Below are 25,764 nucleotides of genomic sequence, written 5' to 3'. Positions count from 1 at the left end.
ATCTCCTGTTTATTTGTTATGTGCTTTATATGATGCACCGCTTTGAGCATCGGTACGGTTCATATAAGCATTATAAGCTGTTTGTATGGCATCCAGAAATGCTCTTGAACTAATGGTTGCAGCCGTAATGGCATCTACACTTCCGCCATCTTTACTTACTGTCAGACGGTCGGTTGCCGGGTTCTTACCTAAAATATTTTGATTGTTTTTGTCTGTTCGAAACCACTCATCCATTTTAGAACCTAATCCCGGAGTCTCTGCATGTTTCAAAACTCTATAATTACGTATTGAACCGTCTGCATTAAATCCTACCATGATTTTTATTTCTCCTCCAAAACCCTTTTTTGTGATTGCTTCTACTGCCGCACCGACTTTTTGTCCTCCTTTTTTTGCCGGGAAAATGGTAACTTCCAAACTGTCTGCTCCGATTTTCAGTGAATATTTATCCTTGATCGGTGAATTGTCAAATTCCGGAGCTACCATTTGTATGGCTTCTATTTGCTGTTTCTGTTCTGCTTCGGCAATAGGTTTTTTGGTGATGTTGTACACATATCCCAATGCTGCTCCGACAATTAGAGTGGTGACCGTCAAGACGACAAGCATATTTAAAAATGTAGATTCTGTTTTAGCCATGTTTTACGACCTCCCCGAAACGTTTAGGTTTGACATACATATTAATTAACGGTGTGAAAGCGTTCATAATCAATATAGCGAACGACATTCCTTCAGGATAGGCAGCCCATTGGCGGATAATGATTGTCAAGAGACCGATGGCAACGCCATAAATAATCATTCCTTTGTGAGACATCGGTGATGTAACATAATCGGTAGCCATGAATATCGATCCTAACAACAGCCCTCCGGTAAGAAGTTGGGTTAGAGGATCTATGCCTATTAAAAGAGAGAAAATTGCGACGGTTGCCAATATCGACACCGGAATGTGCCATGTAATGATTTTTTTCCATAACATATAGGCAAAACCTAAAAGTAGGGCGATTGCCCCGATTTCACCGAGACTACCTCCGACGTTTCCGAGTAATAAATCTAAAGTTGTGTTTTCTATCGGCATACCTTGTTTTAACATACTAAGAGGTGTCGCACCTGTTGTCGCATCCAGATAATGTGAGTTGAATGCTTCCGGTTTTGGCCATGTTGTCATTTGTACGGGAAAAGAAATCAATAGAAATACCCTCCCTACTAATGCCGGATTGAAAATATTGTTTCCCAATCCTCCGAACGACATTTTCCCGATCCCGATAGCGACTAATGCTCCTATGATAATGATCCATACCGGAAGGTTTGAGGGGACATTGAATGCTAATAAGACCCCGGTAAGAATTGCTGATCCGTTAGAAATAGTTACTTTTCCTTTTAAAATGTATTTTTGAATCAGGTATTCGAATAAGACACATGCCAATACCGATGTAACAGTTACGATCAATGCTCCTAACCCGAAAAAATAGAGTGCTACAAGAAATGCCGGGATCAAAGCAATCAGAACGCCGTACATACATCCTTCTACAGAATTTCCGCTATGAATATGCGGTGAAGGTGATATTATAAATTTTTTATCCATAAATTAAAGAATTTCTTTTTGTTATTTTTTGACAACCCGGTTACGGATAATATTTCCGACTTTACTTTTGCCTAAACGAATAAAATCGAGTAAGGGACGGTGTGCCGGACATGTGTAGCTACATGAACCGCATTCGATGCAATCCATGACATGTTCTTTTTCCGATTTTTCCCAATCGGAAAAGTCCGATAATTTCGCTAAAAGATTAGGTTCGAGTCCCATCGGGCATACAGCTACACATTTTGCGCATCGAATACATGGATACATTTCTTTTCTTTCGGCTTCTCGATTTTGAATCAGGAGAATACCGGAACAGCCTTTTGTTGTCGGTATATCTGTCGATACTACCGCTTTCCCCATCATAGGACCTCCGGATACGATTTTTTCGGTATCGTCAGGCAATCCTCCGGCAGCATCGATCAGTTGTCCGATAGGAGTTCCTATTCGTACTAGAAAATTAGACGGAGATTTTAACGATTTCCCTGTTACGGTTACTATACGTTCGAATAGCGGTTTATTCTTTTGTATCGCTTCATATACTGCAAATGCCGTTCCTACGTTTTGTACTACAGCTCCGGTAGAGATAGGCAATCCGCCACTTGGAACTTGACGGCGGATAATAGCATCAATCAGTTGTTTTTCACCTCCTTGCGGGTATCTTACTTTTAGTGGACAAATTGTAATTCCGGAATATGAAGACACCAGACTTTGCATCTTGGATATAGCGTCTTTTTTATTATTTTCTATTCCGATTACCGCATGTTCTACTCCAACCGCTTTTTTCAATATCATGATTCCGACGAGAATCTCTTCGGTTTTTTCCATCATCAATTGATGATCTGAAGTGAGATAAGGTTCACATTCTACGGCATTTATAATCAGTATCGATGCTTTCATCCCCGGAGGCGGAGACAGTTTTACTTGAGTAGGAAATGTTGCTCCTCCAAGTCCTACGATACCGCAATCACTGATTCGTTGTATTATTTCTTTTTCGCTAAGAGTACACTCTTTTTTCAGAACTTTGCTACGGTCGATACTTTCTTCCCATTCATCACCTTCAACATCAATAAATATTGCCGGGCGTTTGTAACCTGACGTATCGGTAATCTGATCTATTTTTGCTACTGTTCCGGAAACAGAAGAGTGAATATTAGCGGAAACAAAACCTCCGGCTTTTGCCAATAACGTTCCCACTTTTACCGAATCACCTTTGTTTACGACAACTTGAGCCGGAGCTCCTATATGTTGTCCTAAAAGAATTACAGCTTGTTTGGGAAGAGCTGCCGTTTGTATGTTTTTTCCGGCAGATAATTTATTTTCCGGTGGATGTATTCCACCTATCCGAAATGATTTTAACATATATAATTATGTTTATAATTGGATTCTGATTTGATAGTTCGTAATGGTTATTTTCAGGTTTATGTTTCGGCAGTTACCGTAGTTTCTGCCGGTTTTCGGAGAGGAAAGTTTATTGTATGAATTGCCCCGGTAGGACATACGGTTTCGCATTTACGGCATAAACGGCATTTGTTATCATCTATATATGCGAGATTATTTTCTACAGTAATCGCGTCGAATGGGCATTCTTTAGCACATTTCCCGCAGCCTATACATGCGGCAGTACAGGCTTTTCGTGCTATACCACCTTTGTCTTTGTTCATGCAACTGACAAATATACGGCGTGATTTAGGCCCTTTTTTCCTCAGTTCGATAATCATTTTAGGGCACGCTTTTACACATGCACCGCATCCTGTACATTTTTCGTCATCGATTTCGGGTAGCCCGGTTTCAGGGTTCATATGTATAGCCCCAAAAGCGCAGGCTTTTACACAATCTCCGTTTCCCAAGCATCCGAAAGAACATCCGGTGTCGCCTCCATAAAGAGCAGCTTCGATAGCACAACTTTTAGCCCCATCATAAATATTCGTTTTCACTCTGTTGTTACAAGTGCCGTTACAACGGATTACAGCGACTTTGGGAGTACTTTCGATTACTTCTTTACCTAAAATTGCAGCAACTTTGGCCATAACGGGAGTACCCCCTACGGGGCATAGAAGTTCGTCCAATGACTCAGCTTTGACGCAAGCATCAGCGAAACCTTTACATCCGGGGTATCCGCATCCTCCGCAGTTAGCTCCCGGAAGCACCTCTTCTACTTGTCCGTTTCGAGAATCTTCGTACACCTTAAATTTTTGTGCGACAAAATACAGGATAACAGCACTTATTGCCCCGATTGCTCCAAGTGAAAAAGTCGCAATTAATACTAAATTCATGTGTTTGTTCTATTTAAAGTTTAAGTCGTTCTGTTTATTCTTTCTCCAATGTGAATATGAAATCTTTTCTTAGTTTGCTTTTACGAAAATATAGAACTGTGTAATAGGGTATTAGAGCTATAATGGATAAAATACCGGATAGCAATTCATTTACAGAAAAAGCGTATGCAATGCAAAGTATGCCGAAAAGACAAAAAAACGGATATATGATTGCCAGTTTTAAAGCCTTTCGGCTCATTGTTTCGTTTCCGACTATAAAAACACGCTCCCCTATTTTTATATTGCATCCCGAACAAACCGTTTCAATAATTTTTTCTTGTTGATCTGCTATCGTACAAGCTGCTTTGACATGACATCCTGAACATGCGGAATGTTGTATGATTTTTACATAAGCAATACCGTTTTCAATTCGTTCTACGATACCTTCGTGTTTTATAGTATTATCCATTTTGCTATCTCGACATTGCAATTATGGGGCAAATATAGGAAATTTTTATTTCTTTGTATCTTATATTCGTACAATAAATGTGTAAAAAATGACGATTTTTATTTGAGAAAATAATTTTAGCTTATATCTATATTATATTAAAAGCCAGTCTGAATTTTTTATCAGGTTATAAAAAAAAGAATCCGATTTAAGTTTAAATTTACGGTATTCCATGAAAAAATATTCGTATCTTGCAACGTTTTATTTTAATAAATGATTTATGAAAACATACTTGGTAACGGGAGCAGCCGGGTTTATTGGTGCAAATTTTGTAAAGTACATGCTTAAAAAATATGAAGATATTCATATTGTTATTTTAGATAAGTTGACTTATGCCGGTAATTTAGGGACGATAAAGACCGAATTGAAAGATCCTCGTGTAAAATTTGTAAAAGGAGATATCGGCAATGAAGAATTGGTTTCTTATATTTTTGCGGAAAATGATATCGATTATGTTGTCAATTTTGCTGCCGAGTCTCATGTAGACAGAAGTATTACAAACCCTCAGTTATTTTTACAGACGAATATTTTGGGAACTCAAAATTTGTTGGAATGTGCTAAAAAAGCATGGATGACAGGTAAAGATGCAGATGGTTATCCGATTTATCGCGAAGGTAAAAAGTATTTGCAGGTATCTACTGATGAGGTATATGGATCATTAAATAAAGATTTTGTAGATCCTCAGCCTTTGGTTATTAAAGATGAAGCAGTAAAGTCTGTTGTGAAAGGACGTTCGGCAATACATACTTACGGTAAGTATTTTTTTACGGAAGATACACCTTTAGATCCGCGTTCTCCATATTCATCTTCAAAGACAGGTGCCGATTTGATTGTTAGAGCATATCATGAAACATATAAATTTCCTGTAAATATTACTCGTTGTTCGAACAATTACGGTCCGTATCATTTTCCGGAAAAATTGATACCTTTGATTATTAAAAATATTCTTGAAGGTAAAAAGCTGCCGGTATATGGTAAAGGTGAGAATGTTCGCGATTGGTTATATGTCGAAGATCATGCTAAGGCAATTGATATGGTATTGAATTCGGGAAGAGTAGGAGAGGTGTATAATATAGGAGGATTTAATGAAGAACAAAATATCAATATCGTAAAGCTGATTATCGATACTGTCGTGCGTTTAATGAAGGAAGAACCCCATTATCAAAAAGTTCTTAGAACCGATATTTCGAATATAAATTATGATCTGATTATTTATGTGGGAGACCGTTTGGGGCATGATATGCGTTATGCGATAGACCCTTCGAAAACAGCGAAAGAGTTAGGTTGGTATCCTGAAACTCCATTTACAGAGGGGATTGAGAAGACAATCCGTTGGTATCTTGAGAATCAGGATTGGGTTGAGGAAGTAGCCAGTGGAGACTATCAAAAGTATTATGAACAAATGTACGGACATAAAAATTAAAAAAAATGAAAGGGATTGTTTTGGCCGGAGGCTCTGGGACTCGTTTGTATCCAATTACGAAGGGTGTTTCAAAACAGTTATTGCCGGTATATGATAAACCGATGATATATTATCCTGTTTCGGTATTGATGTTAGCCGGTATTCGAGATATTTTGATTATTTCTACTCCTTTCGATTTACCCGGATTCGAACGTTTGTTAGGGGATGGATCTCAGTTTGGCGTTCATTTTGAATATGCCGAACAACCGACTCCAGACGGTTTGGCACAGGCATTTATTATCGGAGAAGAATTTATAGGTAATGATTCGGTCTGCTTGGTGTTAGGTGATAATATTTTTTACGGACAGAGTTTTTCTGCGATGTTGCGTGCTGCTGTTGAAAATGTCGGGAACGGATATGCTACGGTATTCGGGTACAGAGTCAGTGATCCTGAACGATATGGAGTTGCGGCTTTTGATCCAGAAGGAAATGTGACTTCTATTGAAGAGAAACCCGAAAAACCGAAATCTAATTATGCAGTTGTAGGACTTTATTTTTACCCGAATAAGGTTGTAGATATAGCTAAATCGATAAAACCTTCTGCACGTGGGGAACTTGAAATAACTTCGGTAAATCAAGCTTTTTTGGAAACTGGAGAATTGAAAGTCCAGTTAATGGGACGAGGGTTTGCCTGGCTCGATACGGGAACACATGATTCGCTGTTCGAAGCGTCGGCTTTTATAGAAACAATCGAACATCGTCAGGGACTGAAAGTCGCTTGTCTGGAGGAGATTGCATACAGAAAAGGATGGATCTCGAAAGAATCTGTGTTGCAACAAGCGAAACCTATGTTGAAGAATCAGTACGGGCAATATATGATTAATCTTATTAAAGATGAAGCCGATGGGGTTGGAGGCCGTTAAAATAGTCGATTTGCCTAAAATTGTAGATGCGCGCGGAAATCTTTCTTTCATAGAAGAATTTCGGCATATTCCTTTCCCTATAAAACGATCTTATTGGGTGTATGATGTTCCCGGTGGTGAGAAGCGAGACGGGCATGCTTTTATAGAACAGCAAGAGTTCATTGTGGCTTTGTCCGGTAGTTTCGATGTAATTCTGAATGATGGACGGCAAGAAAAGGTATATCCTTTGAACCGTTCTTATTATGGGGTGTATGTTCCTAATATGATTTGGCGCAGATTGGAAAATTTTTCCACCAATTCGTTAGCCTTGGTATTATCTTCTACATTGTATGATCCCGAAGATTATATTGAGGATTATGATCTATATTTAAAATGTCTTGAGCATGGATAATATATTTGTAATGAGTAGAGTCGGTGATTGTCAGGTGATAGAACTGGACAAACATTCTCGCCCCAATGGAAATATAACAGTGGTAGAAGACTGCATAACCGTACCGTTCGATATTCGTCGTGTTTATTATTTATATGATGTTCCCGGAGGAGAAGAACGAGGAGGACATGCCCATCGTGTTTTATACCAGTTGATCGTTGCTGCCAGTGGAAGCTTTGATGTCATTTTGGATGATGGGAGAGAACGTCGTATTGTATCGTTGAATCGTCCTTATTACGGATTATTGGTACGTCCCGGAATTTGGCGTGAGTTGAACAATTTTTCTTCGGGAGCGGTTTCTTTGGTATTAGCTTCCGAATTGTATGATGAAAATGATTATATTCGAGAATATTCCGATTTCTTAAAAGAGAAAGAGATTCCGTTGAGTAATGTCTAAAGTGGGCGTCTTTTAACTTCCTTTTTTAATTGTAGTTTTTATGGTATTAGTCTGGGCTAATACTATTTTTGTCGAAATAGCTTTGAGAGTTTATACAACAAGTATCCCGATATTGCCCCTGCAATGGAATAGGACATTTTTGTCCCTTCAAAAAAATTTCGAATTAGTGAGTCGAAGTTTATATTATAGTTGATATGAAGACTTATCCACCATGGGATATGTGTAACAACGATACCTGTTAATAATGCATATAAAATTGTATTCGGTTTAAGGAATTTGTTGGTCATTGCACAAATAAGATAAGTCAAGGCAACAAATAGTAACCCCCATATAATTTTTGACTTAATTTCGAAAATCGTTAGACCATACGATATTAAGATCACAATTATCACAAGACCGACGATACTTATAACTCGCTTTTTCATAATCATGCTATTGGAGATTTGCAAATACCATTACAATCTAACTTTTACAATGTTTCGTTATTGCAAGAAATAGTATATTGATTTCAACATTCGATCTAAATGTACATAAAAAATTCAAATTTATATACAGATAATCTTATTATTTTATCTCCTTCAGGGATGATTTTGAATTGAATAAAATAATATTTGCAGTCGTTGTTGGAATAATTTAATAGAGTAAAGAGGTGTGAGATTCAAGAACTTTTTGTATTAAAGTTCTTTGAACCTCTTTTTTTACTAATTTTGTGCTCCCAAAATTAGAAGTTATGCAAGAGCAATCTTTCCCGAAAGCTGCTGAGAGTACAGCTTTTCGAGTGTTATTGGCATTGGGCCTTTCTCATTTATTAAATGATACATTACAGTCTGTAATTACAGCTGTATATCCTTTGTTGAAAGAGAGTATGGCTTTGAGTTTTGTCCAGATCGGATTCATAACATTGGTTTACCAGATCTCGGCTTCGGTATTTCAACCGTTAGTCGGGTTTTATCTGGATAAAAAGCCTAATCCGTGGTTTTTGCCGATCGGGATGAGTTTTACTCTCATCGGACTTGTTGTTTTAGCTTTTTCGGGAACTTTGCATCAGGTTTTATTCTCTGTGTTTTTGGTGGGTATAGGATCTTCTATACTGCATCCGGAGGCGTCTCGTCTTACTTCTTTAGCTTCCGGTGGGAAGCGAGGACTTGCCCAATCGGTTTTTCAGGTCGGTGGGAATATGGGAAGTTCATTAGGCCCGTTACTTGCTGCGTTGTGTATAGCGCCTTATGGACAGCGTAATATCGTGTTTTTTGCCCTATTGGCTTTATGTGCCATAATTGTAATGATACCTATTTGCCGGTGGTACAAAAGAAAACTGAAGGCTTTACGGTTAAATAAGGATGGAATGAAAACTGAGGTTATGTCACCGTTATCTCGTAAAAAGACGATATTTTCGTTGTCGGTTTTGTTGATTTTGATTTTCTCCAAATATGTTTATTTAGCAAGTATAACCAGCTACTATACATTTTTTCTAATAGAGAAATTCGATGTAACTGTTCGTGATTCGCAATTCTTTCTGTTTGCTTTTCTGTTCGCTTCGGCACTTGGCATTTTGTTGGGAGGGCCGGTTGGAGATAAAGTAGGCCGGAAATATGTAATCTGGGCTTCTATTTTAGGAGCAGCACCTTTCAGTTTGATTATGCCTCATGCAAATCTTTTATGGACTTGTATTTTAAGTATCCTTATCGGATTGATTCTTTCTTCGGCTTTTTCTGCCATATTGGTTTATGCTCAAGAATTATTACCATCTAAACTCGGCCTGATTTCGGGGCTTTTTTTTGGTTTGGCTTTTGGTATTGCTGGAATTGCTTCGGCTGTTTTAGGAGGTTTGGCAGATAAGTTCGGAATAGAGTATGTATATCAATTGTGTGCTTATATGCCTTTATTGGGATTGATTGCTTGGTTTTTACCGGATATACGTAAGATAAAAAAATAGAGATGTATCTTTGGGTAATTATATTTGAATAATCCATTAAGATACATCTCCGAGCGAATTATTCTTTTTTAGCTCCGGCTTTAATCCATTCTTTCAGTAAAGTTATATCGTCATTTTTTAAAGAAGATAAGGTCGTATGGTTTGTTTTGGTAGCTTGAGCGTCTGTCAGTACCGTAATGATAAAACTGCTGTTTGGAAGTCCCGGTTCGACTAACATTTTATCCGGATGGGTTGAAGAAGCTTTATTTACCAAGGCATCGTAACTTTTATCTTCCGTAAGATACAAACCTCCGGCACCGCCATGACAGGCAGTACATTGGTTAAATACCTGTTCCTGGATGCGGTTATATTGTACAAGGTTTACATTCATATCAGATAGGGATATATTTGTTTCACTACCGGATAATTGTTGTTCATTGAGATTACATACCCATTTTCTGTTATTCATGATCGATACGGCAATATTCTTGGCTTCGAATGGCACATTGTGCATCAGGTAAGTACCTGAGCCTTCATCGTTTTTTTCCAGCAGTAGGGTAGTTAGCGGAGTATCCTCGTTATCACCGAAAGATGTGAGTTTCAGTTCATATTCTTCGGGCCATGCATTAACACCGGAGAAATGGAGAGTTACATTTACATTGCGTCCGCTGTACTCTTCTTCCTTGGGATATATGTCTCCACTGTCACAAGCTGAAAATGCAAGTAATCCTGCTATTATAATAAAAGAATATTTCATTTTTGGAATTTTTAAAAAGTATATTGCAACATTACTGTGGCGCTGTGCATTGCCATTCCGTTATCGTCCATGTCTCTGTCGAGTTGAGTTTCATGTCCCCAACGACCTATGTATTGGTACATTGCTTGCAATTTTAGATTACACCGAGAAAAGAAATAGTTGAGACCCACGGCAGGCATGTTCAAGCTTCCGTCTTTATCCGTTCCGTTTCTGTCAAAAAAGTCGTATCGTAAAGCTGTTTGTAGTTTGCTCGTGACAAAATATCCCCCTTGTATATAAGCTCCCCAAGCCGTAAAATCGGCTGCAGATTGCATCCGTTTAGTGAAATTCATACGCAACATATAAGCCTCGCCCGATATATAAAATCGGTTTTTTAACCATGCGAATTCAAATCCGGCACGTAAATCATCGCTACTTTCGTCTTCGGCTTCTACATTATAATTTCCCGAAATGGCAAATAAAAGTTTGTTGTTGTGCAGATCGTCCGGATTTCCTTGATAGGTCGGCATCGGACCGAACGGCATATATGCAAAACGTGCGGCATATAAAAGAGACGGGATACCTTTATGATCATCGCTTGTCGTTTTGGTTGCAGTGTTTACGTCTATTCCTGTCCCATTAAATACGCCGACCTGATATCCCCATTTTTGTTTGATGAGTCCGTGTAATTCTATTCCTAAGTCGAAGCCTGTTGCAATATTGGGCTTTACGGCATTTAATGATTTGTCGAGATTGACTCCTGTGGTTAGCGATGACGGTAATACCGGGAAAAGTGTTTCTCCTAAAGTAACTAAGTAAGCCTGATTATAAGGCGTTTTAAATTTCCCTGCACGTAATTGCAAAGCCTCTTTCATTTTTACATCGAACCAAGCTTGTTGTAACAATGCTCCTCCGCTTTGGGATGCGTTTAGGGCAAAGTTGAATGTCAGTCTGCCAAATGCCCTACCTGAAAAACCTATGATCGCATTTGGTATGGCAAACCCCGAATTTGCGACTTTATCCTGATCTGCAAGATTTAAACCTTCATCATCATAATAATTAAATTTTCCGGCTATTTGTATGAGAGCGTACGGTTTAAATAGAAATTTTTTGTTTTTTGTTTGAAAGCTGAATCCTTGCCTTCCTGCCGAAGAGATTACCCCGTTATCGATGTCGTTATCATCATTATTTTGAGCTGTTACCGGAATTATTAAGAAAGAAAATAACAGCAGAGCTATACTTAGTTTTGAATAGATATATTTCATAATTTGTAGATCGTAATAAAATGAATGTTTTATAAACTTTCGATAAAAAGAATCAGTGCGTCCCGGTCTTCCTTGCTCATCCTTTTGAACAGTTCGCGCGACACGGCACCTTCACCTCCGTGCCACATGATCGCCTCTTTTAAGTTGCGTGCACGTCCGTCATGTAAGAATTCTGTATGTCCGTTAACCACCTCTTGCAAGCCTATACCCCATAATGGCGTTGTCCGCCATTCAGCTCCGGTTGCCAGACCTGCCGAAAGGTGGTCGTCTAATTCGGGCCCCATATCGTGTAGAAGATAATCTGAATATGGGTGTATAACCTGATTGCAAAGCCAAGGCAGTCGAGTACCGTTAAGTAATAAAGGCGCATCTGCACGGGTGTGTAAAGTGGGCATATGGCACAAATCGCATTTCGCTTTATAGAAGTTTTCTTCACCTTTTTTTACTTCGGCGTTATTGACATATCTTCGGGCAGGTACACCTAAAGCGTGCAGATAGAAATCGACATATTCCATATCTTTCGTACTTATTTGTATCCCCTGTAATCCGTGAGGCGATTGGCTTTGGCCTTCGCAAACTTCTTCAGGATAACGGTCGTTTGTGACACCTAGATCCGAAGAAAAACCGAGTTCTACCGTCAAGTCCAAATGGTTGGCTTTATTTCCGGATACTCCGATTTTCCGTACCCCTTTTTCCGTTACATAATTTAGTTTTCCGCTGATTCCGTATTCCGGATAATTGCTTTGAGCTGCAATTTTTATGAGTTCCGTTTGGCTGAGTGCCATCATTTGTCCCATCCCTACATGACGCAACGGAATACGAGGACTTATATATAGGTCTTCGGGACGAATACTATCGGCATACCATTCGGTAACTCGATAATGCGGTGTTTGTAGTTCATATTCTTCTCCGTCCGGAAATTTGAACTTTTCTGTTGTATATGTTACAGAAAGTTTTCCTTCAGCTTGGCTACCCACAATGCTTTGATCATGCAGTACGCGCCCGTATTGGCGAAAATAACCGCCGTTTTTACGTGTTATGTAGATTAATATGGAGGAAAAGCCGTTTCCTGAACCTCCATGAGTAAACAAAGTTGATGAGGTTCTTCCTGCATTATTATGGCAGCTTCCGCAAGAATAGCCTCCATATACTGGTCCTAATCCTCCTGTAGAAGGATCGTTCCCGCTAACCCTGGGGTCATCATATAACATATCTCCATTGGTGAACATTGTTTCCAGATCGCCTGTTACCCAGTTAGCTTCGGTGTCGTATGCACGGCTGGAGGATGAGAATATTGTAGAAGTTCCGGCGGATAGTTCTTTATAACTGGCTACAGATCCGTTCGGCTTCAGTATTACCGTGTCATCAAGAGCTTCGCTACAACTATAGAGAAGCATTGCCGGGACAATAGTCCGGGCAATGCTGAGTATCAGGGGAAACGAGAACAAATTTTTAAAAAATCTGTATTTTGTCATTTTAAGAATTCAAAAAATATTTTTAAAGAACACTTTTAATTTTTTCAAGTGATTTATTCAATTCGGCTAATTTATCCATTGCTGTATCTATTGTTGCAACTTTTCCTTTTGTAACTTGATCGCGGAAGGGTGCTGGAATGTCCCGAATCGCTTTTCTTGCATCAGAAATCGCTTTGGTTATTTCCGCATCCAAGTCACTATTTTTTGACGCTACATAAGCCGACATGCTGGTTTCTGATTTTCGGGTTGCCGCCGGTCCTCCCAAATAAGAATTCTCAATACTGATTATGTTATTTTCATAATCGTCCAAAGAATTGAAACTATACCATGATTCTACGGCATATACATCTTGTTCGCGATAGGGATTTCCGATTTTTTGTGTTCCTACTTCATTCGCTATGTTACACAATCCGTTATCGATTATTTCTTCAAGTACTTGATTTTGAGTTTTATATTTTTGATACATGTTCGGATTTCTCAATAATTCGGCAAACCCATCTTCTCCTCCGGCAATTGTGATTTCATCATTTTCAATCAACTCTGCATCGCGTTGATCGCTTATTGCTTTTTCACCGTGCCATTCTGCCCAAAGACGTACGGTATCATCCAATAATTTTTTTGTTACATAATAGATGTACTCTTTTTGGCGGGAAGAAATGGATGAAATATCTCGGGGATTTCCGTTTAAGAAAATAAGATATTCAAGTGTATGAAACCCTGAATTATCTTGTGCGAAAGTTTGTTCTGCTATGTTTTGGCTACTATTTAACAACGCCTCTATATTTACTTGGTCAAGAGGCCATGAGTCTAAAGATGGGTCTATGCTGTAATTAGCTGCCGGACCATATAGAAATCCCTCGCTCAATTCCCATGGTTCACGGGCATTTCTCCATGCCGCACAAACCGCATTGAGCTGATCTTGTGTTGCTGTTTCGCTTTCGAACATAACGGTTACAGCGTCCATCAGATCCCATACTTTAGCTTTCATATCATCATAAGTAGGCAGTACGGTAAGATCGATATAATCATTGATAAGGGCGGTTTTTACCGGATCCATAGCCGAATCATCCACAGTGTTATCATTGTTATTATCGTCGCTACATGATGATACGGCAAATGCCATAGAGCTTATGAATAAGCTCATTACTAACCAATTTTTCTTTTTCATACGTGTTTTGTAGATTATTTATTAATTTATTTTGTTATTTAGAAAAGAACCAACCGATATAAGCTAATCCTAATGATATAGTACTTTCATTATTGAAATGTCCTCCTCCGATCCATCTGCGTGTATAGTCTGCTTTGGCAACGAGATTGGGGAGTATATAATAGTTTAAGCCTGCAGTAATAAGATCCACTTTGTAGCGAGGGTCGGCAGAAATGCTGCTTGCTGTCTTGTGCATCGAATTATAATATTCGTAACGTACAAATGGAAATAAATTGAATTTGTGGTTAAAAAATGCACCGATGTTGTATCCTGCCTCTGCGCCGTATGTCAAAACATCTTTTGCAATAGGGGTTTCTGAATATCCCAATGCTGTGGGATTTCTTAAATTTTCTTTGTAAATAAGGTCGCTTTCGGTCAGATTTCCGTATATAACGTTTGCTCGTGCAATAATATCGCGGCTGTAATATTGCGCATCAGCAGATAAAATGGTGATTGCACCTTTTATCCCTTCCATTCGGCTCGGTTTAGTTGAGTTTTTAGCTGTGCTTGGAGTATAATATGCCGATATGCCGAATCTCGTATTTTTAACACCCGAATAATCTACCCGTGCTGCATATGCCGGATTGGTCATATTCGGTATTTCAAATTTGTTTTGTTTTCCGTTTTTAATCCAATTAGCAGCATCGAATCCGTTGGGATCTAATCCGCTGATGACCATTGCTTGATAGTCGAAATCTCCGGCCTTTCCCAAAATGGCGATCCCGGTTTCATGCCAAGTAGACGGGATTATCTGTGTTTCGCCTTCCGGTCGTGTAGCACCGAAAAAGAATATCGGTTCGTGATGTGCATTTGTCAATCCTATAGGTACGATCATGTGTCCTGCTCGTACGGCAAATGCCGGATGAAATATTTTAGTAATGTGGAATTGTTCCAATGCAACTTCTCCACCTTTTTCTATTTCAGCTTCGTATTCACCTCCTTCAGTGTATTCATGTTCTATACTTGCACCCGTACCTCCGTATTCGAATTCTATTTCAGCGGATAAAATAATGGACGGAGTAAATTTGTAATCGAAAGCTAACACAAAACGGGGAAGCGATATAGAAGATCGTTTGTCGCTCGGAGAGCCCGCTCCGCCGTTCCCGAAACGATATGGGCCATAATCCATATGTTGGAAAAGCATTTCTCCGTAACTACCGACTCTGAATTTTTTATATTCTTCATGATTTTTTACTTTTGTAGTATCGTTGTTTTGAAAATTTCGGGCTTGTATGTCCCTGACATAAAATAAAAGTAGAATAAGGAATGTTAAAGTAGTAAATCTTTTCATTTTTTTTGATGTTTATGCAGGAGACAAAGGTATAAGTGTTGTAAAGTGTTGACAATACCTAAAAATAAGTATTATTTTGTTTATTCTCATTATAAATCGGGATTCTTGTCTGTCATTATTTATACTGAAAAAACTTTGTCGAAATACCTATAAATGGGGATTGTATTTTTAGCTAATAATCTGTTATTTTGCGCCTGTACTTAAACATATAAAAGAAAGAATATGAGTGACAACATACCCAAATATAAAGCGACGGATAAGATGAGTGATCTTATTTGTGAAAACTATACTCTATTGATGGTGATGAGCCGTTTCGGTTTGCCGTTAGGGTTCGGGGATAAAAATGTAAAAGAAGTTTGCGATGCTTGTAATGTAGATTATAAAACGTTTTTGGCAGTCGTCAATTTTATGGATACCGGACAATTTGTTGTCGGAGGGGCAGATTTTTCTATCCAAGCATTAATGGAGTATCTGAAAAATTCTCATTCTTATTTCCTTGATTTTTGTCTGCCGGCGATTCGTCGTAAATTGATTGAAGCGATAGATTGTTCTCAAGATGGTGTAGCTATTCTGATTTTGAAATTTTATGATGAATATGTTAACGAAGTACGCCGGCATATGGAATATGAAGACAATATGGTTTTTGGATATGTTTTGTCTTTATTAGAGGGAAAGAAGAATTCTGATTATAATATATTGGTATTTGCCCGAAAGCATAATCAGATACAGACGAAACTTACCGAATTGAAAAATATAATTATTAAATATTATCCGGCAGAAAAAAGTAATAATAGTTTGAACTCCGTCTTGTTCGATATTTATTCTTGTGAACAAGATTTGGCATCACATTGTAATTTGGAAGATTTGTTGTTTGTTCCGGCTGTTGCTCAACTTGAAAAAAAATTCGAGGAAAATGAAAAGTAATGAAGCGATAAGAATTGTTATTGCTGAAAATTCTGTAATTATCCGGAATGGTATGACTGCGGTACTTAGGCGTGTTCCGAATTTGAAAATACAGCCGATGGAGGTGTTGAGTACAGATGCTTTACAAGAGTTCATACGGATGCATACGCCGGATATACTTATTGTCAATCCCGTATTTGACGGGTATTTCGATTTGAACCGATTTAGAGAAAATCCTCGTACATCTCATATCAAATGTATTGCGTTACAAGGTGCTTTGTTGGATACGACTCTTTTGAATAAATATGATGAGGTTATTTCTATATTTGATGATATGGATACGATAACCGGAAAGATACTTCGGTTACAAAAAAGATTTGGGAATGAGGATGTTGAAGAAGAATCTGAATCACTTAGTTATCGGGAAAAAGAGATCGTGGTTTGTGTCGTTAAAGGAATGACTAATAAGGAAATTGCTTCGAAATTGTGTTTGTCTATCCATACCGTTATTACTCATCGTCGTAATATTGTACGTAAATTACAGATACATTCTCCTGCAGGACTGACGATTTATGCCATAGTAAATAAGTTGGTTGAGCTTGATGATGTGAAGAAGTAAACAATTTTTCATGAAAATCCGTTTAATTGGGAAATGTTTCTATTTTTTGAGGAAGAGTAGTGGGGTATTATCTGATGAGTGAAAATGTAAAAAAAGACCTTAGAGGGTTATCTTATTGAAAAATTGTTTTTTTAGAACTGAGACATGTCGTTGATTTTATTGTGACTAAATCGTTTCTTATTCAGTGTTTTATGAATGAGAAAGATAAAATACCATGAATGTGGTATAGGATGAGTTTTTCTTAAAGCCTATCTTTGTCAAATATGATACGATATTGTTAAATGGAGAATGATATGGCAAGAATAGCTAAAAATTTGACCGAATTGGTCGGGAATACACCATTATTGGAGTTTTCTAATTTTAATGCAAGCAAGAATTTGCAGGCGAAAGTAGTAGGTAAGCTGGAATATTTTAATCCCGCAGGTAGTGTGAAAGATCGTATTGCTTTGGCAATGATTGAAGATGCGGAGACACGCGGAGTCTTAAAACCGGGTGCTACGATTATAGAACCGACCAGTGGAAATACCGGAGTCGGATTGGCTTTTGTATCTTCTTCTAAAGGATATAACCTAATTCTCACAATGCCCGATACTATGAGTGTTGAACGTAGAAATTTGCTCAAGGCATTGGGGGCTCAACTTGTACTGACTCCCGGAGCAGAAGGAATGAAGGGGGCTATTACCAAAGCCGAATCTTTAAAGAATGAAATTCCCGGATCGATTATTCTGCAACAATTTGAGAATCCTGCTAATCCGGCTGTTCATCGAAGAACTACTGGAGAAGAAATTTGGAGGGATACTGATGGTAAAATCGATATATTCGTGGCTGGAGTAGGTACTGGAGGAACAATAAGCGGTGTCGGAGAAACATTGAAGAAGCATAATCCTGCGATAAAAATTGTTGCAGTAGAGCCTGCGGATTCTCCTGTCTTATCTGGAGGAGAACCCGGACCTCATAAAATACAGGGTATAGGAGCAGGATTTATTCCCCGAACTTATAAAGGGGAAGTTGTTGATCAAATTATTCCTGTACAGAATGATGATGCTATACGTACCAGTAGAGAATTGGCAAAAAAAGAAGGACTTTTAGTCGGAATATCTTCCGGAGCAGCAGTTTATGCTGCATCTGAATTGGCGAAGCTTCCGGAGAATGCCGGAAAAACTATCGTTGCATTACTTCCTGATACCGGTGAACGTTATTTGTCCACAGTCCTTTATGCTTTTGAAGAATATCCTTTGGATTAAAAGGTAAATAACAGAGGCCTGCACGGGTCTGATTTGAGAATTTTTATTGAGAAACTTAAAATGATTCTAAGGCTGTCTTCATGACAGCCTTATTTTTTTTATATGCAGTATTCTGCTATGTCGATTATTCCGGCACGAAAGGCATACCGGGTTGCTTCATGTATATTGTTAACGTTCAGTTTTCGGAATATATTCTTTTTGTGAGTAATAATGGTATGTACGCTTGATATGCGGATTGCCGCGATTTCTTTAACGGATTTTCCTTGTGCTACCAGTTTTAGTATTTCTATTTCCGTAGTAGTTAATAAAGATTGTTCGGTGATTCCTTGTTCTGTATTATTTTGCAGTTGATTTTTTGATTGGGCACACAAATATTGTTTATCGGAAATCGTATATTTTAAAGCATCAGAAATTTCTTGAAATGAAGAATTTTTGAATAAGATGCTGAATGCCTTATCAGAATAAATATTACGGATAAATTCGGTAGTAAGTTCTTCCGAGAATAAGATCCATCGGACAGAGGGAAATCGTTCGTGTAAGTTTATCAACTCCTCGATTCTTGAAAAATCGAAAAGTGTATAATCTAAGATGATTATAGCTTGAGAATTTTTTTTAAGCAAATTGGGCAGTTCCTGTTTTGAATATATATGTACAATATGTTCTGACAGATGTAATTCTCGTATTATGAAATTTAATCCGGCTCGTGTAATAGCCTGGTTATCGGCAAGTATATAATATTTTTGAGACATGCAGGTTTAATAATGAGCATTTGGTCTATTCGAATTTTTCGTGATAAGCCTTTTCAAGTTGATTTAAAGCACGGTCAAGAGTAGCTTGTGGACATGCGATATTCATACGCATAAAACCTTCTCCTTCTTTTCCGAACATGCTTCCGTCATTCAGAGCGAGATGAGCTTTATCGACAAAAAATTCGACCAGATCTTTTTGTGACAAGCAAAGCTCTCTGCAATCTAAAAAAATTAAAAAAGAGGCTTGTGGAATTATAGCCTTTATACGGGGCATTTTTTCTTTTAAATAATGTGCGGTATAAATTATATTCTTTTGAAGGTATTCCAATACTTGCGATAACCACTCTTCTCCGTAGGTGTAGGCCGCTTCTACGCTCCTGAATGCAAATACATGCCCTTCGGTAAGATCGCTTCCTTCTGTGAATTTTTTGAACTTTTCTCGAAGGAACTCGTTTTTTATTATGCAAAATGAACTGGCGAGTCCTGCCATATTGAATGCTTTACTGGGCGACATGAAAACCAGCGAATTATCTGCGGCTTCTTTTGATACTGTAGCAAAAGGTATATGTTGATATGGCGGGAAGGTAAGATCTGCATGGATTTCGTCCGAAAAGACCAGTACATTGTTTTGGGCACAAATAGAAGCGATCCGTTTCAGTTCTTTCATATTCCACACTCGTCCGCCAGGATTGTGTGGGTTACAAAGAATAAAAACTTTACAGCCTTTTATCTGTTTTTCAAATTGTTCGAAATCGATTTGGTATTGTCCGTCTTTTAAGATTAACGGACAAAATACGACCTTACGGTTTTCATTTTCCGTAACTAAAAAGAACGGGTGATAAACAGGAGGCATCACCAATATTTTATCTTTCGGTGAAGTAAAACATTTTATTGCGAAAGCAAGTCCGGGTACGATACCCGGAGTATAAGAAATCGATTTGCGTTCTATACTCCAATTATACCGTTTTTTCAGCCAATTGATAATTGCCGAATAATAAGAATCGGGCTTGCTTGTATAGCCTAAAATAGGGTGTTGACATCGTTTTTGTAGTACCTCCATAATAAATGGAGGTGTCGCTAAGTCCATATCGGCTACCCAAAGCGGAATAAGATCATTTCTTCCCCATCGGGTAAGCAATGCTTCTTGTTTTATAGCATCAGTGTTATTTCTGTCTATTATTGTATCGAAATTATATTTCATAATAGGGGCGGTTTTTAATATAGAGTATTATTGTTTTTATTATGCAGAGACTTATTTTTCTGAAAAAGAACTTTTGTACAGAACGTGTCTGCATAGACGATTCTCGGAAATTATATTCGGATGATCGAATTCTCCGATTTTTTGTAATCCGATTTTTTGCATGACACGTTCAGATCGTTTATTGATAGCAGCAGTGAAAGAGTATATCTCTTTAATATTTAAATTAATAAATCCATATTGAAGGCATGCTTTGGCAGCTTCTGTTGCATAACCTTGATTCCATACATCTTTTATAAGTCTCCATCCGATTTCGATACATGGGGTAAAATTTGCAGGGAAATCGGCTTTATGCAATCCTGTATATCCGATGAATTTATGATCCGATTTCCTTTCTACGGCAAACAATCCGTATTTTACTTTATCAAACTCTTTGCAGATACGTTGATAAAAATCAATAGATTCTTTACTGTCTAATATTTTAGGAAAAAACTCCATTACCTCCGGATCTTGATTCATTTTAATAAAAGTCGGTAAATCATTTGGAGTCCATTCTCGTAATAAGAGCCTCTCTGTTTCTATGTATAGTTTCATAATTAATATCCGATAATTTACAAACTTACGTTTTATTTGAAAAACAGAGAAGCTTCTTTTCCAAAAAATAAGGAGTATGTCAGAAATAGTGTTATTTCAATTTAGACATACCCTTTATTTAGGCAGATTTAAGAACCGGTTTAAATTTGCTAATGTAGAAAATCTGTCAGACCATTTTAATATTTTCTTTCGGTTTGTTTTTTCATTTTCATTCGACAGATAGTTTGTTATCATTTAAAAATAAAAAACATCTTCAAAAGAAATTTTCAAAACCGACCATAGTAAAATTTAGATAGGCTCTTAGAGTCGGTTTTTATTTACTTTTTTCATGAATAGTGTCGATTCCTTGTCGAACTTTTTCTTTGACAGTGTCAGCAGCGAGTGTTGCTTTCTCTTTTACTGTATGTGCTGCATGTTGTGCTTTTTCTTTTAATTCTTGAGTCTTTTCCTGCGCTTTTTCTTTGACTTTATCAGCAGATTTTTTTGTTTTAGCTGTAGCCACATTTGCGGCGTCTTTAGCCTGTTCTTTTATTGCATAGACTTTTTGTTCTAGTTTTTCCATATTTGTTTACTATTTAGAAATTAATTGATATAAATACAATACGAAGCTTAAAAATGTTGATTCGGTTAAAGTAATTTATAGAACTTTCTGATTTACTTCGTTTATGTCGTACAGTTGTTTTTTGGAGATTTATTGGATATCTGTCTTTTGGAAGTAGTCAACAAAATATCGGTTATGCTTGTTATCTGAGAGTGAAAAGAAAATTATTTATTAAATAATCTGTGATATGGAGACAATCTTACATTTTTTTCGTACCTATCCGGAGATGGCTATATTTCTTACAATCGGCATTGGGTTCTGGTTGGGACAATTGAAATATAAATCTTTTTCTCTGGGGACGGTAACTTCTGTGCTCTTAGTAGGTGTGGTAGTAGGACAAATGGATATTCCTATACCAGGACCTGTAAAATCGGTTTTCTTTTTATTATTTCTTTTCTCTATTGGTTACAGTGTCGGTCCTCAGTTTTTTCAGTCATTGAAAAGCGATGGCATCCCGCAAGTTATATTCGCTTGTGTACTTTGTATTCTCTGTTTAGGCGTGACGGTTATTATTGCCAAGATACTGGGTTATAACCCTGGAGAAACCATTGGACTGTTCGCTGGAGCTCAGACAATCTCTGCCGTAATCGGAGTCGGAACTGATACGATCGGGACATTGGGTGTTTCAGAGTCAGAAAAACAAGCTTGGTTGAATATTATTCCTGTTTGTTATGCTGTGACCTATATTTACGGAACAATCGGTTCTGCTTATATTTTGGGGACATTAGGACCTAAAATGCTGGGCGGGTTGGAAAAAGTAAAACAGAAAACCCGGGAACTTGAAGCTCAAATGAGAAAAAGTTCTATCGAAGATGATCCGGCTTTGATCGATGCGAACCGTCCGGTTGTTTTTCGAGCCTATTGTGCTTGTAGCGATTGGTTCGATACTCAGAGAACAGTTGCCGATGTGGAGAAACAAATGCAGACTTTGGGACGGAGAATATTTGTAGAAAGAGTTCGTTCTGCAGGAAAAGTAGTGGATGCGACTCCTGATCAAATCATTCATAAAAACGATGAACTTGTTTTGAGCGGAAGACGGGAAACTGTTATAGAAGATGAAAGTTGGATCGGGGATGAAGTAAATGATCCTGAATTGTTGACATTTCCGGTTGAAGATATTTTTGTCATGCTTACTCAGAAGACGGCAAAGGGGAAAACAATAAGAGAATTACGCCGGCAGCCGTTCATGCATGGCATTATTATTAAGAAAGTAAAAAGAACAGGAGTTGAATTACCTATTTTGGCAAATACGAAGTTGCAAGCAGGGGATCTGCTTGAAATTGTCGGTATGGCAAACGATATAAAGCAAGCTTCTCCTAAATTGGGATATGTAGATCGTCCGACTAATAAAACAGACCTTATTTTTGTCGGTTTAGGAATATTGATCGGCGGTATTGTAGGAGCATTGACTATACGTTTAGGCGGTATTCCTATTAGTCTAAGTACCAGTGGCGGGGCTTTGATATCGGGTTTGTTTTTCGGATGGCTGAGAACCAAACATCCGACCTTTGGCCGTATTCCCGATCCGGCGGTATGGATTTTTAATAATCTCGGATTGAATATGTTTATTGCAGTAATCGGAATTACTGCCGGACCTACTTTTTTATCCGGAATAAAAGAAATGGGATTCATAATTTTCTTTGCGGGTATTTTGTCCACTTCCATACCGTTGATATTAGGAATCTGGATCGGTGACAAAATATTTAAGTTTCATCCGGCCATTAATTTGGGATGTAATGCCGGTTCTCGTACTACGACAGCGGCATTAGGTGCAATACAGGAGTCGATAGAGAGTACAGTTCCGGCTCTCGGATATACGGTAACGTATGCCGTCGGGAATACTTTATTGATTCTTTGGGGAGTCGTTATCGTATTGCTGATGTCGTAAATAATAAATGTAGAATATATCGATAATTTAAATTTGTAATATGGATTGTAAAGAAAAATTACCTTCGGCTTTAATGAAAGGATATAGCCGGAAGTTCGAAAAAGGACTTGAATCGATGAGCCCGTTCGAGATTAAGAATAAGTTAATAGAGTTTGCCGAAGAACATACTCGAAAAGCTTTTTGTTTATTTCTAAATGCCGGGCGAGGAAATCCTAACTGGATCGCGACAGTCCCTCGTGAAGCTTTCTTTTTATTGGGAAAATTCGGTCTGGAAGAGTGTCGTCAGGTATTCGATCTCTCTGAAGGGATTGCAGGTATTCCTGTAGAGAAAGGCATTGCTAAACGCTTTGAAGATTTTATTCAGCAGCACAAGGCCTTACCGGGTGCTGATCTGTTGAAAGAGGCTTATCATTATTTTGTCGATAAGAAAAAAGTCGATCCGGATTCGTTGATACACGAATGGGCTGAAGCGATTATCGGAGATCAATATCCTGTACCTGATCGTATGTTGAAATATGCCGAAATGATTGTACACGATTATCTGTTACAAGAGATGTGTGATCGTCAGCCGGTAAATTTCAAGTATGATCTGTTTGCTACGGAGGGAGGCACGGCAGCTATGTGTTATATTTTCGATTCTTTGCAAGAAAATCGTCTGCTGGCCAAGGGAGATCGGGTCGCTCTTATGACACCCATATTTACCCCTTATATCGAAATTCCTGAACTTGATCGTTTTCAGTTTCAGGTGACTAAAATTCAGGCAAGTCAAATGACTGAAACAGGACTTCATACTTGGCAGTATCCCGATTCGGAGCTCGATAAATTGAAAGATAAATCGATAAAGGTCCTTTATATCGTCAATCCGAGTAATCCACCCTCTTATACGTTAGACAAACGGTCTTTGGATAAGATCGTAGATATTGTCAAGAAAGATAATCCGCATCTGATGATTATTACGGATGATGTGTATGGGACATTTGTGCCGCATTTCAAATCTTTGATGTATGAATTACCGTTGAATACATTGTGTGTATATTCTTTCTCTAAATATTTCGGAGCTACCGGGTGGCGCTTGGCGGTAATAGCATTGAGCGAGAATAATATTTATGATGAGATGATTGCTGCGCTTCCGAAGTCGGATATTGAAGATTTGCATAAACGTTATGAGTCTATAACTCTTAATCCGGAGAAGCTTAAATTTATAGACCGTATGGTAGCGGATAGTCGTATGGTGGCGTTGAATCATACGGCAGGACTTTCTACTCCGCAGCAAATGCAGATGGCTCTTTTTGCGGCTTATGCTCTTTTTGATAAGGAAGACCGATATAAGAAAAAAATGCAGAAAATGATTAAAGAGCGGCTCGATGCCATGTGGGAAAATACAGGTTTCGAGCTTGTTCCTGATCCTTTGCGTGCCGGATATTATTCAGAAATAGATATTATGGTGTGGGCAAAGAAATTATACGGAGATGAATTTGCCTGTTATCTTGAAGCTAATTATGATCCTCTTGATTTTGTAATTCATTTAGCAAAAGATACTTGTATAGTGTTGCTTAACGGTAGCGGTTTTGATGGTCCTGATTGGTCGATACGTGCATCTTTGGCCAATCTCGATAAAGATGATTATAAGAAAATCGGGAAAGGGGTACGGTTGATATTGGATGAGTATGCTTTGGCATGGAAAAAGGCGAAAGGTGAATCAAAATAGTTTTTTGTAAAACGGGAGAGAAAATTTTTGTCTCCCGTTTTTGTTATCTTTTTTTCTTATAATATTTTGTTTTCAGTTTTTGAAATTCCGGACTTTTTTTGATGTCTTTTAGCCAGATATTGAGGCTGTCGAGAAGTAAAGGCGATGTAAGTCGTAGAGCCCAAGATCGGAATTGTGTAAAACTTATATCGGTGCTGAAATCGATTTCCGGATAATGTTTACTCATTTCTCGGGCAATTGTTTCATCGCATACGGCAAAATCAATTTCACCTTTGGCTACCATAATAATTAATTGTTCGTCACCGTAGGTGTTTTCTTCATTGACATAAATCGTATCGCCTATTTCATGTGCCAAATTCATAATCCGTAAACGGGTAGGGGCGTCACTGATAATATTCAAATGTTTTTGAGCCAGATCGAGTTGATTTCGTATAGGGTCTTTCCCATTGTTATATTCGGCTTTTCTTTGCACTAATACTTGTTTGTTGAGTAAGATGGGATCGGTAAATAAAAAATTTTCTTTACTGTCCGTAGTGACAGGAATAGGACGCCCGATAATATCGTAACGATTTTTCTCGAGTCCTTCTATACTTTTGCTTAAACTGACTTCGGGATATACTTTTACATGCAGACCGCTTCGCTTGGCAATCAGTTGTGATAATTCATAATCAAATCCCGATATGGTATCATCAGATATGTAGTAATTTATCGGAGTATAGTCCGTTACAATACGTAGTGTGTCTTGCTTGATTTCCGGAATATCTCTCGGGGTATATGACGGAACGAGTATTTGGGTACGTATCATATACATGATGAAAAGTACCATGACCAACAGAACGATATAGAGAATAAATCGCGTTTTGTATTTCATATATTCTTTCTT

At 38.0% G+C, this 25,764-nt stretch carries 25 protein-coding genes; 10 read left to right on the top strand and 15 right to left on the bottom strand.

The window, feature by feature from the left end; translation table 11 throughout:
• Positions 1 to 9: 9 nt before the first annotated feature.
• Genes AC0UMU_RS00845 through AC0UMU_RS00825 form a run of 5 tightly spaced genes read right to left on the bottom strand, consistent with a single transcriptional unit; the run spans position 10 to position 4,297 of the window.
• Entirely contained in the window at positions 10 to 633 is a 624-nt protein-coding gene (locus AC0UMU_RS00845; RefSeq protein ID WP_022390127.1) for an RnfABCDGE type electron transport complex subunit G, read from the bottom strand.
• Positions 626 to 1,576, bottom strand: coding sequence for an RnfABCDGE type electron transport complex subunit D (locus AC0UMU_RS00840; RefSeq protein WP_009316480.1), 951 nt, complete (start codon positions 1,574 to 1,576; stop codon positions 626 to 628). The genes AC0UMU_RS00845 and AC0UMU_RS00840 overlap by 8 nt, the downstream gene beginning before the upstream one ends.
• A gap of 21 nt (positions 1,577 to 1,597) precedes the next feature.
• Complete coding sequence (gene rsxC, locus AC0UMU_RS00835; protein ID WP_022390125.1) at positions 1,598 to 2,935, bottom strand: electron transport complex subunit RsxC; 1,338 nt, start codon at positions 2,933 to 2,935, stop codon at positions 1,598 to 1,600.
• Between the two features lie 59 nt (positions 2,936 to 2,994).
• Positions 2,995 to 3,849, bottom strand: a complete 855-nt coding sequence (locus AC0UMU_RS00830; protein WP_288640187.1) for a Fe-S cluster domain-containing protein — start codon at positions 3,847 to 3,849, stop codon at positions 2,995 to 2,997.
• A 34-nt stretch (positions 3,850 to 3,883) separates the two neighbouring features.
• On the bottom strand, positions 3,884 to 4,297 hold the full coding sequence (locus AC0UMU_RS00825; RefSeq protein ID WP_009316483.1) for a SoxR reducing system RseC family protein: 414 nt from the start codon (positions 4,295 to 4,297) through the stop codon (positions 3,884 to 3,886).
• Positions 4,298 to 4,556: 259 nt separating this feature from the next.
• Between AC0UMU_RS00825 and AC0UMU_RS00820 the strand changes: the two genes are divergently transcribed.
• The 5 genes from AC0UMU_RS00820 to AC0UMU_RS00800 all read left to right on the top strand — a co-directional run bounded on the left by AC0UMU_RS00820 (position 4,557) and on the right by AC0UMU_RS00800 (position 9,424).
• Complete coding sequence (locus tag AC0UMU_RS00820) at positions 4,557 to 5,759, top strand: dTDP-glucose 4,6-dehydratase (protein WP_009316484.1); 1,203 nt, start codon at positions 4,557 to 4,559, stop codon at positions 5,757 to 5,759.
• A 5-nt stretch (positions 5,760 to 5,764) separates the two neighbouring features.
• On the top strand, positions 5,765 to 6,661 hold the full coding sequence (gene rfbA / locus AC0UMU_RS00815) for a glucose-1-phosphate thymidylyltransferase RfbA (RefSeq protein ID WP_278715426.1): 897 nt from the start codon (positions 5,765 to 5,767) through the stop codon (positions 6,659 to 6,661).
• The gene (locus AC0UMU_RS00810) at positions 6,642 to 7,052 is read left to right on the top strand and encodes a sugar 3,4-ketoisomerase (protein ID WP_270738551.1); all 411 of its coding nucleotides are present in this window, start codon (positions 6,642 to 6,644) and stop codon (positions 7,050 to 7,052) included. Before rfbA ends, AC0UMU_RS00810 begins: the two co-directional genes overlap by 20 nt.
• Positions 7,045 to 7,488: a sugar 3,4-ketoisomerase gene (locus AC0UMU_RS00805; protein ID WP_270738544.1), complete on the top strand. Its 444-nt coding sequence runs from the start codon at positions 7,045 to 7,047 to the stop codon at positions 7,486 to 7,488. The genes AC0UMU_RS00810 and AC0UMU_RS00805 overlap by 8 nt, the downstream gene beginning before the upstream one ends.
• Before the next feature lie 730 nt (positions 7,489 to 8,218).
• Complete coding sequence (locus AC0UMU_RS00800; protein ID WP_195595782.1) at positions 8,219 to 9,424, top strand: MFS transporter; 1,206 nt, start codon at positions 8,219 to 8,221, stop codon at positions 9,422 to 9,424.
• A 58-nt stretch (positions 9,425 to 9,482) separates the two neighbouring features.
• Here the strand turns inward: AC0UMU_RS00800 and AC0UMU_RS00795 are convergent, their stop codons facing one another.
• The 5 genes from AC0UMU_RS00795 to AC0UMU_RS00775 all read right to left on the bottom strand — a co-directional run bounded on the left by AC0UMU_RS00795 (position 9,483) and on the right by AC0UMU_RS00775 (position 15,377).
• The gene (locus tag AC0UMU_RS00795) at positions 9,483 to 10,160 is read right to left on the bottom strand and encodes a hypothetical protein (protein ID WP_278715421.1); all 678 of its coding nucleotides are present in this window, start codon (positions 10,158 to 10,160) and stop codon (positions 9,483 to 9,485) included.
• Between the two features lie 11 nt (positions 10,161 to 10,171).
• Positions 10,172 to 11,404 (bottom strand): porin, encoded by a 1,233-nt coding sequence (locus AC0UMU_RS00790; RefSeq protein ID WP_278715420.1) that lies wholly within the window; start codon positions 11,402 to 11,404, stop codon positions 10,172 to 10,174.
• A 29-nt stretch (positions 11,405 to 11,433) separates the two neighbouring features.
• Positions 11,434 to 12,801, bottom strand: a complete 1,368-nt coding sequence (locus AC0UMU_RS00785; protein WP_278715433.1) for a di-heme oxidoredictase family protein — start codon at positions 12,799 to 12,801, stop codon at positions 11,434 to 11,436.
• Between the two features lie 100 nt (positions 12,802 to 12,901).
• Positions 12,902 to 14,047, bottom strand: a complete 1,146-nt coding sequence (locus tag AC0UMU_RS00780; protein WP_031258913.1) for an imelysin family protein — start codon at positions 14,045 to 14,047, stop codon at positions 12,902 to 12,904.
• 34 nt (positions 14,048 to 14,081) lie between these two features.
• On the bottom strand, positions 14,082 to 15,377 hold the full coding sequence (locus AC0UMU_RS00775) for a hypothetical protein (protein ID WP_270213986.1): 1,296 nt from the start codon (positions 15,375 to 15,377) through the stop codon (positions 14,082 to 14,084).
• A gap of 222 nt (positions 15,378 to 15,599) precedes the next feature.
• On the opposite strand from AC0UMU_RS00775, the gene AC0UMU_RS00770 reads away from it, so the two are divergent.
• From AC0UMU_RS00770 to cysK, 3 genes are all read left to right on the top strand, one after another.
• The gene (locus AC0UMU_RS00770) at positions 15,600 to 16,301 is read left to right on the top strand and encodes a hemerythrin domain-containing protein (RefSeq protein WP_195595785.1); all 702 of its coding nucleotides are present in this window, start codon (positions 15,600 to 15,602) and stop codon (positions 16,299 to 16,301) included.
• On the top strand, positions 16,291 to 16,899 hold the full coding sequence (locus AC0UMU_RS00765; RefSeq protein ID WP_195595786.1) for a response regulator transcription factor: 609 nt from the start codon (positions 16,291 to 16,293) through the stop codon (positions 16,897 to 16,899). Before AC0UMU_RS00770 ends, AC0UMU_RS00765 begins: the two co-directional genes overlap by 11 nt.
• A 293-nt stretch (positions 16,900 to 17,192) precedes the next feature.
• On the top strand, positions 17,193 to 18,143 hold the full coding sequence (gene cysK / locus AC0UMU_RS00760; RefSeq protein WP_278715415.1) for a cysteine synthase A: 951 nt from the start codon (positions 17,193 to 17,195) through the stop codon (positions 18,141 to 18,143).
• A gap of 98 nt (positions 18,144 to 18,241) precedes the next feature.
• Here the strand turns inward: cysK and AC0UMU_RS00755 are convergent, their stop codons facing one another.
• The 4 genes from AC0UMU_RS00755 to AC0UMU_RS00740 form a co-directional block, all read right to left on the bottom strand.
• The gene (locus tag AC0UMU_RS00755; RefSeq protein ID WP_122337581.1) at positions 18,242 to 18,892 is read right to left on the bottom strand and encodes a response regulator transcription factor; all 651 of its coding nucleotides are present in this window, start codon (positions 18,890 to 18,892) and stop codon (positions 18,242 to 18,244) included.
• A gap of 25 nt (positions 18,893 to 18,917) precedes the next feature.
• The gene (locus AC0UMU_RS00750; RefSeq protein ID WP_122337582.1) at positions 18,918 to 20,093 is read right to left on the bottom strand and encodes a MalY/PatB family protein; all 1,176 of its coding nucleotides are present in this window, start codon (positions 20,091 to 20,093) and stop codon (positions 18,918 to 18,920) included.
• A 51-nt stretch (positions 20,094 to 20,144) separates the two neighbouring features.
• Complete coding sequence (locus tag AC0UMU_RS00745) at positions 20,145 to 20,684, bottom strand: GNAT family N-acetyltransferase (protein ID WP_122337594.1); 540 nt, start codon at positions 20,682 to 20,684, stop codon at positions 20,145 to 20,147.
• 313 nt (positions 20,685 to 20,997) lie between these two features.
• Positions 20,998 to 21,246 (bottom strand): hypothetical protein, encoded by a 249-nt coding sequence (locus AC0UMU_RS00740; protein ID WP_288640181.1) that lies wholly within the window; start codon positions 21,244 to 21,246, stop codon positions 20,998 to 21,000.
• 226 nt (positions 21,247 to 21,472) lie between these two features.
• On the opposite strand from AC0UMU_RS00740, the gene aspT reads away from it, so the two are divergent.
• Positions 21,473 to 23,173: an aspartate-alanine antiporter gene (gene aspT, locus AC0UMU_RS00735; RefSeq protein WP_278582689.1), complete on the top strand. Its 1,701-nt coding sequence runs from the start codon at positions 21,473 to 21,475 to the stop codon at positions 23,171 to 23,173.
• A gap of 40 nt (positions 23,174 to 23,213) precedes the next feature.
• A complete protein-coding gene (locus tag AC0UMU_RS00730) occupies positions 23,214 to 24,881 on the top strand; it encodes a bifunctional aspartate transaminase/aspartate 4-decarboxylase (RefSeq protein WP_278715410.1) in 1,668 nt (555 codons plus the stop codon).
• 43 nt (positions 24,882 to 24,924) lie between these two features.
• On the opposite strand, the gene AC0UMU_RS00725 is transcribed toward AC0UMU_RS00730, so the two are convergent.
• Positions 24,925 to 25,752, bottom strand: a complete 828-nt coding sequence (locus tag AC0UMU_RS00725) for a transporter substrate-binding domain-containing protein (RefSeq protein WP_122337584.1) — start codon at positions 25,750 to 25,752, stop codon at positions 24,925 to 24,927.
• Positions 25,753 to 25,764 lie beyond the last annotated feature (12 nt).

It is taken from the genome of Coprobacter fastidiosus (genome assembly GCF_982245605.1).
Note: the sequence above shows the minus strand (reverse complement) of the source record. Positions and strands in the feature narration are given on the sequence as shown.

Excerpts from the sequence above, each read along its gene's own strand:
- AC0UMU_RS00845 (WP_022390127.1), bottom strand. The coding sequence starts at position 633 with ATGGCTAAAACAGAATCTACATTTTTAAATATGCTTGTCGTCTTGACG.
- AC0UMU_RS00840 (WP_009316480.1), bottom strand. The coding sequence starts at position 1,576 with ATGGATAAAAAATTTATAATATCACCTTCACCGCATATTCATAGCGGA.
- rsxC (WP_022390125.1), bottom strand. The coding sequence starts at position 2,935 with ATGTTAAAATCATTTCGGATAGGTGGAATACATCCACCGGAAAATAAA.
- AC0UMU_RS00830 (WP_288640187.1), bottom strand. The coding sequence starts at position 3,849 with ATGAATTTAGTATTAATTGCGACTTTTTCACTTGGAGCAATCGGGGCA.
- AC0UMU_RS00825 (WP_009316483.1), bottom strand. The coding sequence starts at position 4,297 with ATGGATAATACTATAAAACACGAAGGTATCGTAGAACGAATTGAAAAC.
- AC0UMU_RS00820 (WP_009316484.1), top strand. The coding sequence starts at position 4,557 with ATGAAAACATACTTGGTAACGGGAGCAGCCGGGTTTATTGGTGCAAAT.
- rfbA (WP_278715426.1), top strand. The coding sequence starts at position 5,765 with ATGAAAGGGATTGTTTTGGCCGGAGGCTCTGGGACTCGTTTGTATCCA.
- AC0UMU_RS00810 (WP_270738551.1), top strand. The coding sequence starts at position 6,642 with ATGGGGTTGGAGGCCGTTAAAATAGTCGATTTGCCTAAAATTGTAGAT.
- AC0UMU_RS00805 (WP_270738544.1), top strand. The coding sequence starts at position 7,045 with ATGGATAATATATTTGTAATGAGTAGAGTCGGTGATTGTCAGGTGATA.
- AC0UMU_RS00800 (WP_195595782.1), top strand. The coding sequence starts at position 8,219 with ATGCAAGAGCAATCTTTCCCGAAAGCTGCTGAGAGTACAGCTTTTCGA.
- AC0UMU_RS00795 (WP_278715421.1), bottom strand. The coding sequence starts at position 10,160 with ATGAAATATTCTTTTATTATAATAGCAGGATTACTTGCATTTTCAGCT.
- AC0UMU_RS00790 (WP_278715420.1), bottom strand. The coding sequence starts at position 11,404 with ATGAAATATATCTATTCAAAACTAAGTATAGCTCTGCTGTTATTTTCT.
- AC0UMU_RS00785 (WP_278715433.1), bottom strand. The coding sequence starts at position 12,801 with ATGCTTCTCTATAGTTGTAGCGAAGCTCTTGATGACACGGTAATACTG.
- AC0UMU_RS00780 (WP_031258913.1), bottom strand. The coding sequence starts at position 14,047 with ATGAAAAAGAAAAATTGGTTAGTAATGAGCTTATTCATAAGCTCTATG.
- AC0UMU_RS00775 (WP_270213986.1), bottom strand. The coding sequence starts at position 15,377 with ATGAAAAGATTTACTACTTTAACATTCCTTATTCTACTTTTATTTTAT.
- AC0UMU_RS00770 (WP_195595785.1), top strand. The coding sequence starts at position 15,600 with ATGAGTGACAACATACCCAAATATAAAGCGACGGATAAGATGAGTGAT.
- AC0UMU_RS00765 (WP_195595786.1), top strand. The coding sequence starts at position 16,291 with ATGAAAAGTAATGAAGCGATAAGAATTGTTATTGCTGAAAATTCTGTA.
- cysK (WP_278715415.1), top strand. The coding sequence starts at position 17,193 with ATGGCAAGAATAGCTAAAAATTTGACCGAATTGGTCGGGAATACACCA.
- AC0UMU_RS00755 (WP_122337581.1), bottom strand. The coding sequence starts at position 18,892 with ATGTCTCAAAAATATTATATACTTGCCGATAACCAGGCTATTACACGA.
- AC0UMU_RS00750 (WP_122337582.1), bottom strand. The coding sequence starts at position 20,093 with ATGAAATATAATTTCGATACAATAATAGACAGAAATAACACTGATGCT.
- AC0UMU_RS00745 (WP_122337594.1), bottom strand. The coding sequence starts at position 20,684 with ATGAAACTATACATAGAAACAGAGAGGCTCTTATTACGAGAATGGACT.
- AC0UMU_RS00740 (WP_288640181.1), bottom strand. The coding sequence starts at position 21,246 with ATGGAAAAACTAGAACAAAAAGTCTATGCAATAAAAGAACAGGCTAAA.
- aspT (WP_278582689.1), top strand. The coding sequence starts at position 21,473 with ATGGAGACAATCTTACATTTTTTTCGTACCTATCCGGAGATGGCTATA.
- AC0UMU_RS00730 (WP_278715410.1), top strand. The coding sequence starts at position 23,214 with ATGGATTGTAAAGAAAAATTACCTTCGGCTTTAATGAAAGGATATAGC.
- AC0UMU_RS00725 (WP_122337584.1), bottom strand. The coding sequence starts at position 25,752 with ATGAAATACAAAACGCGATTTATTCTCTATATCGTTCTGTTGGTCATG.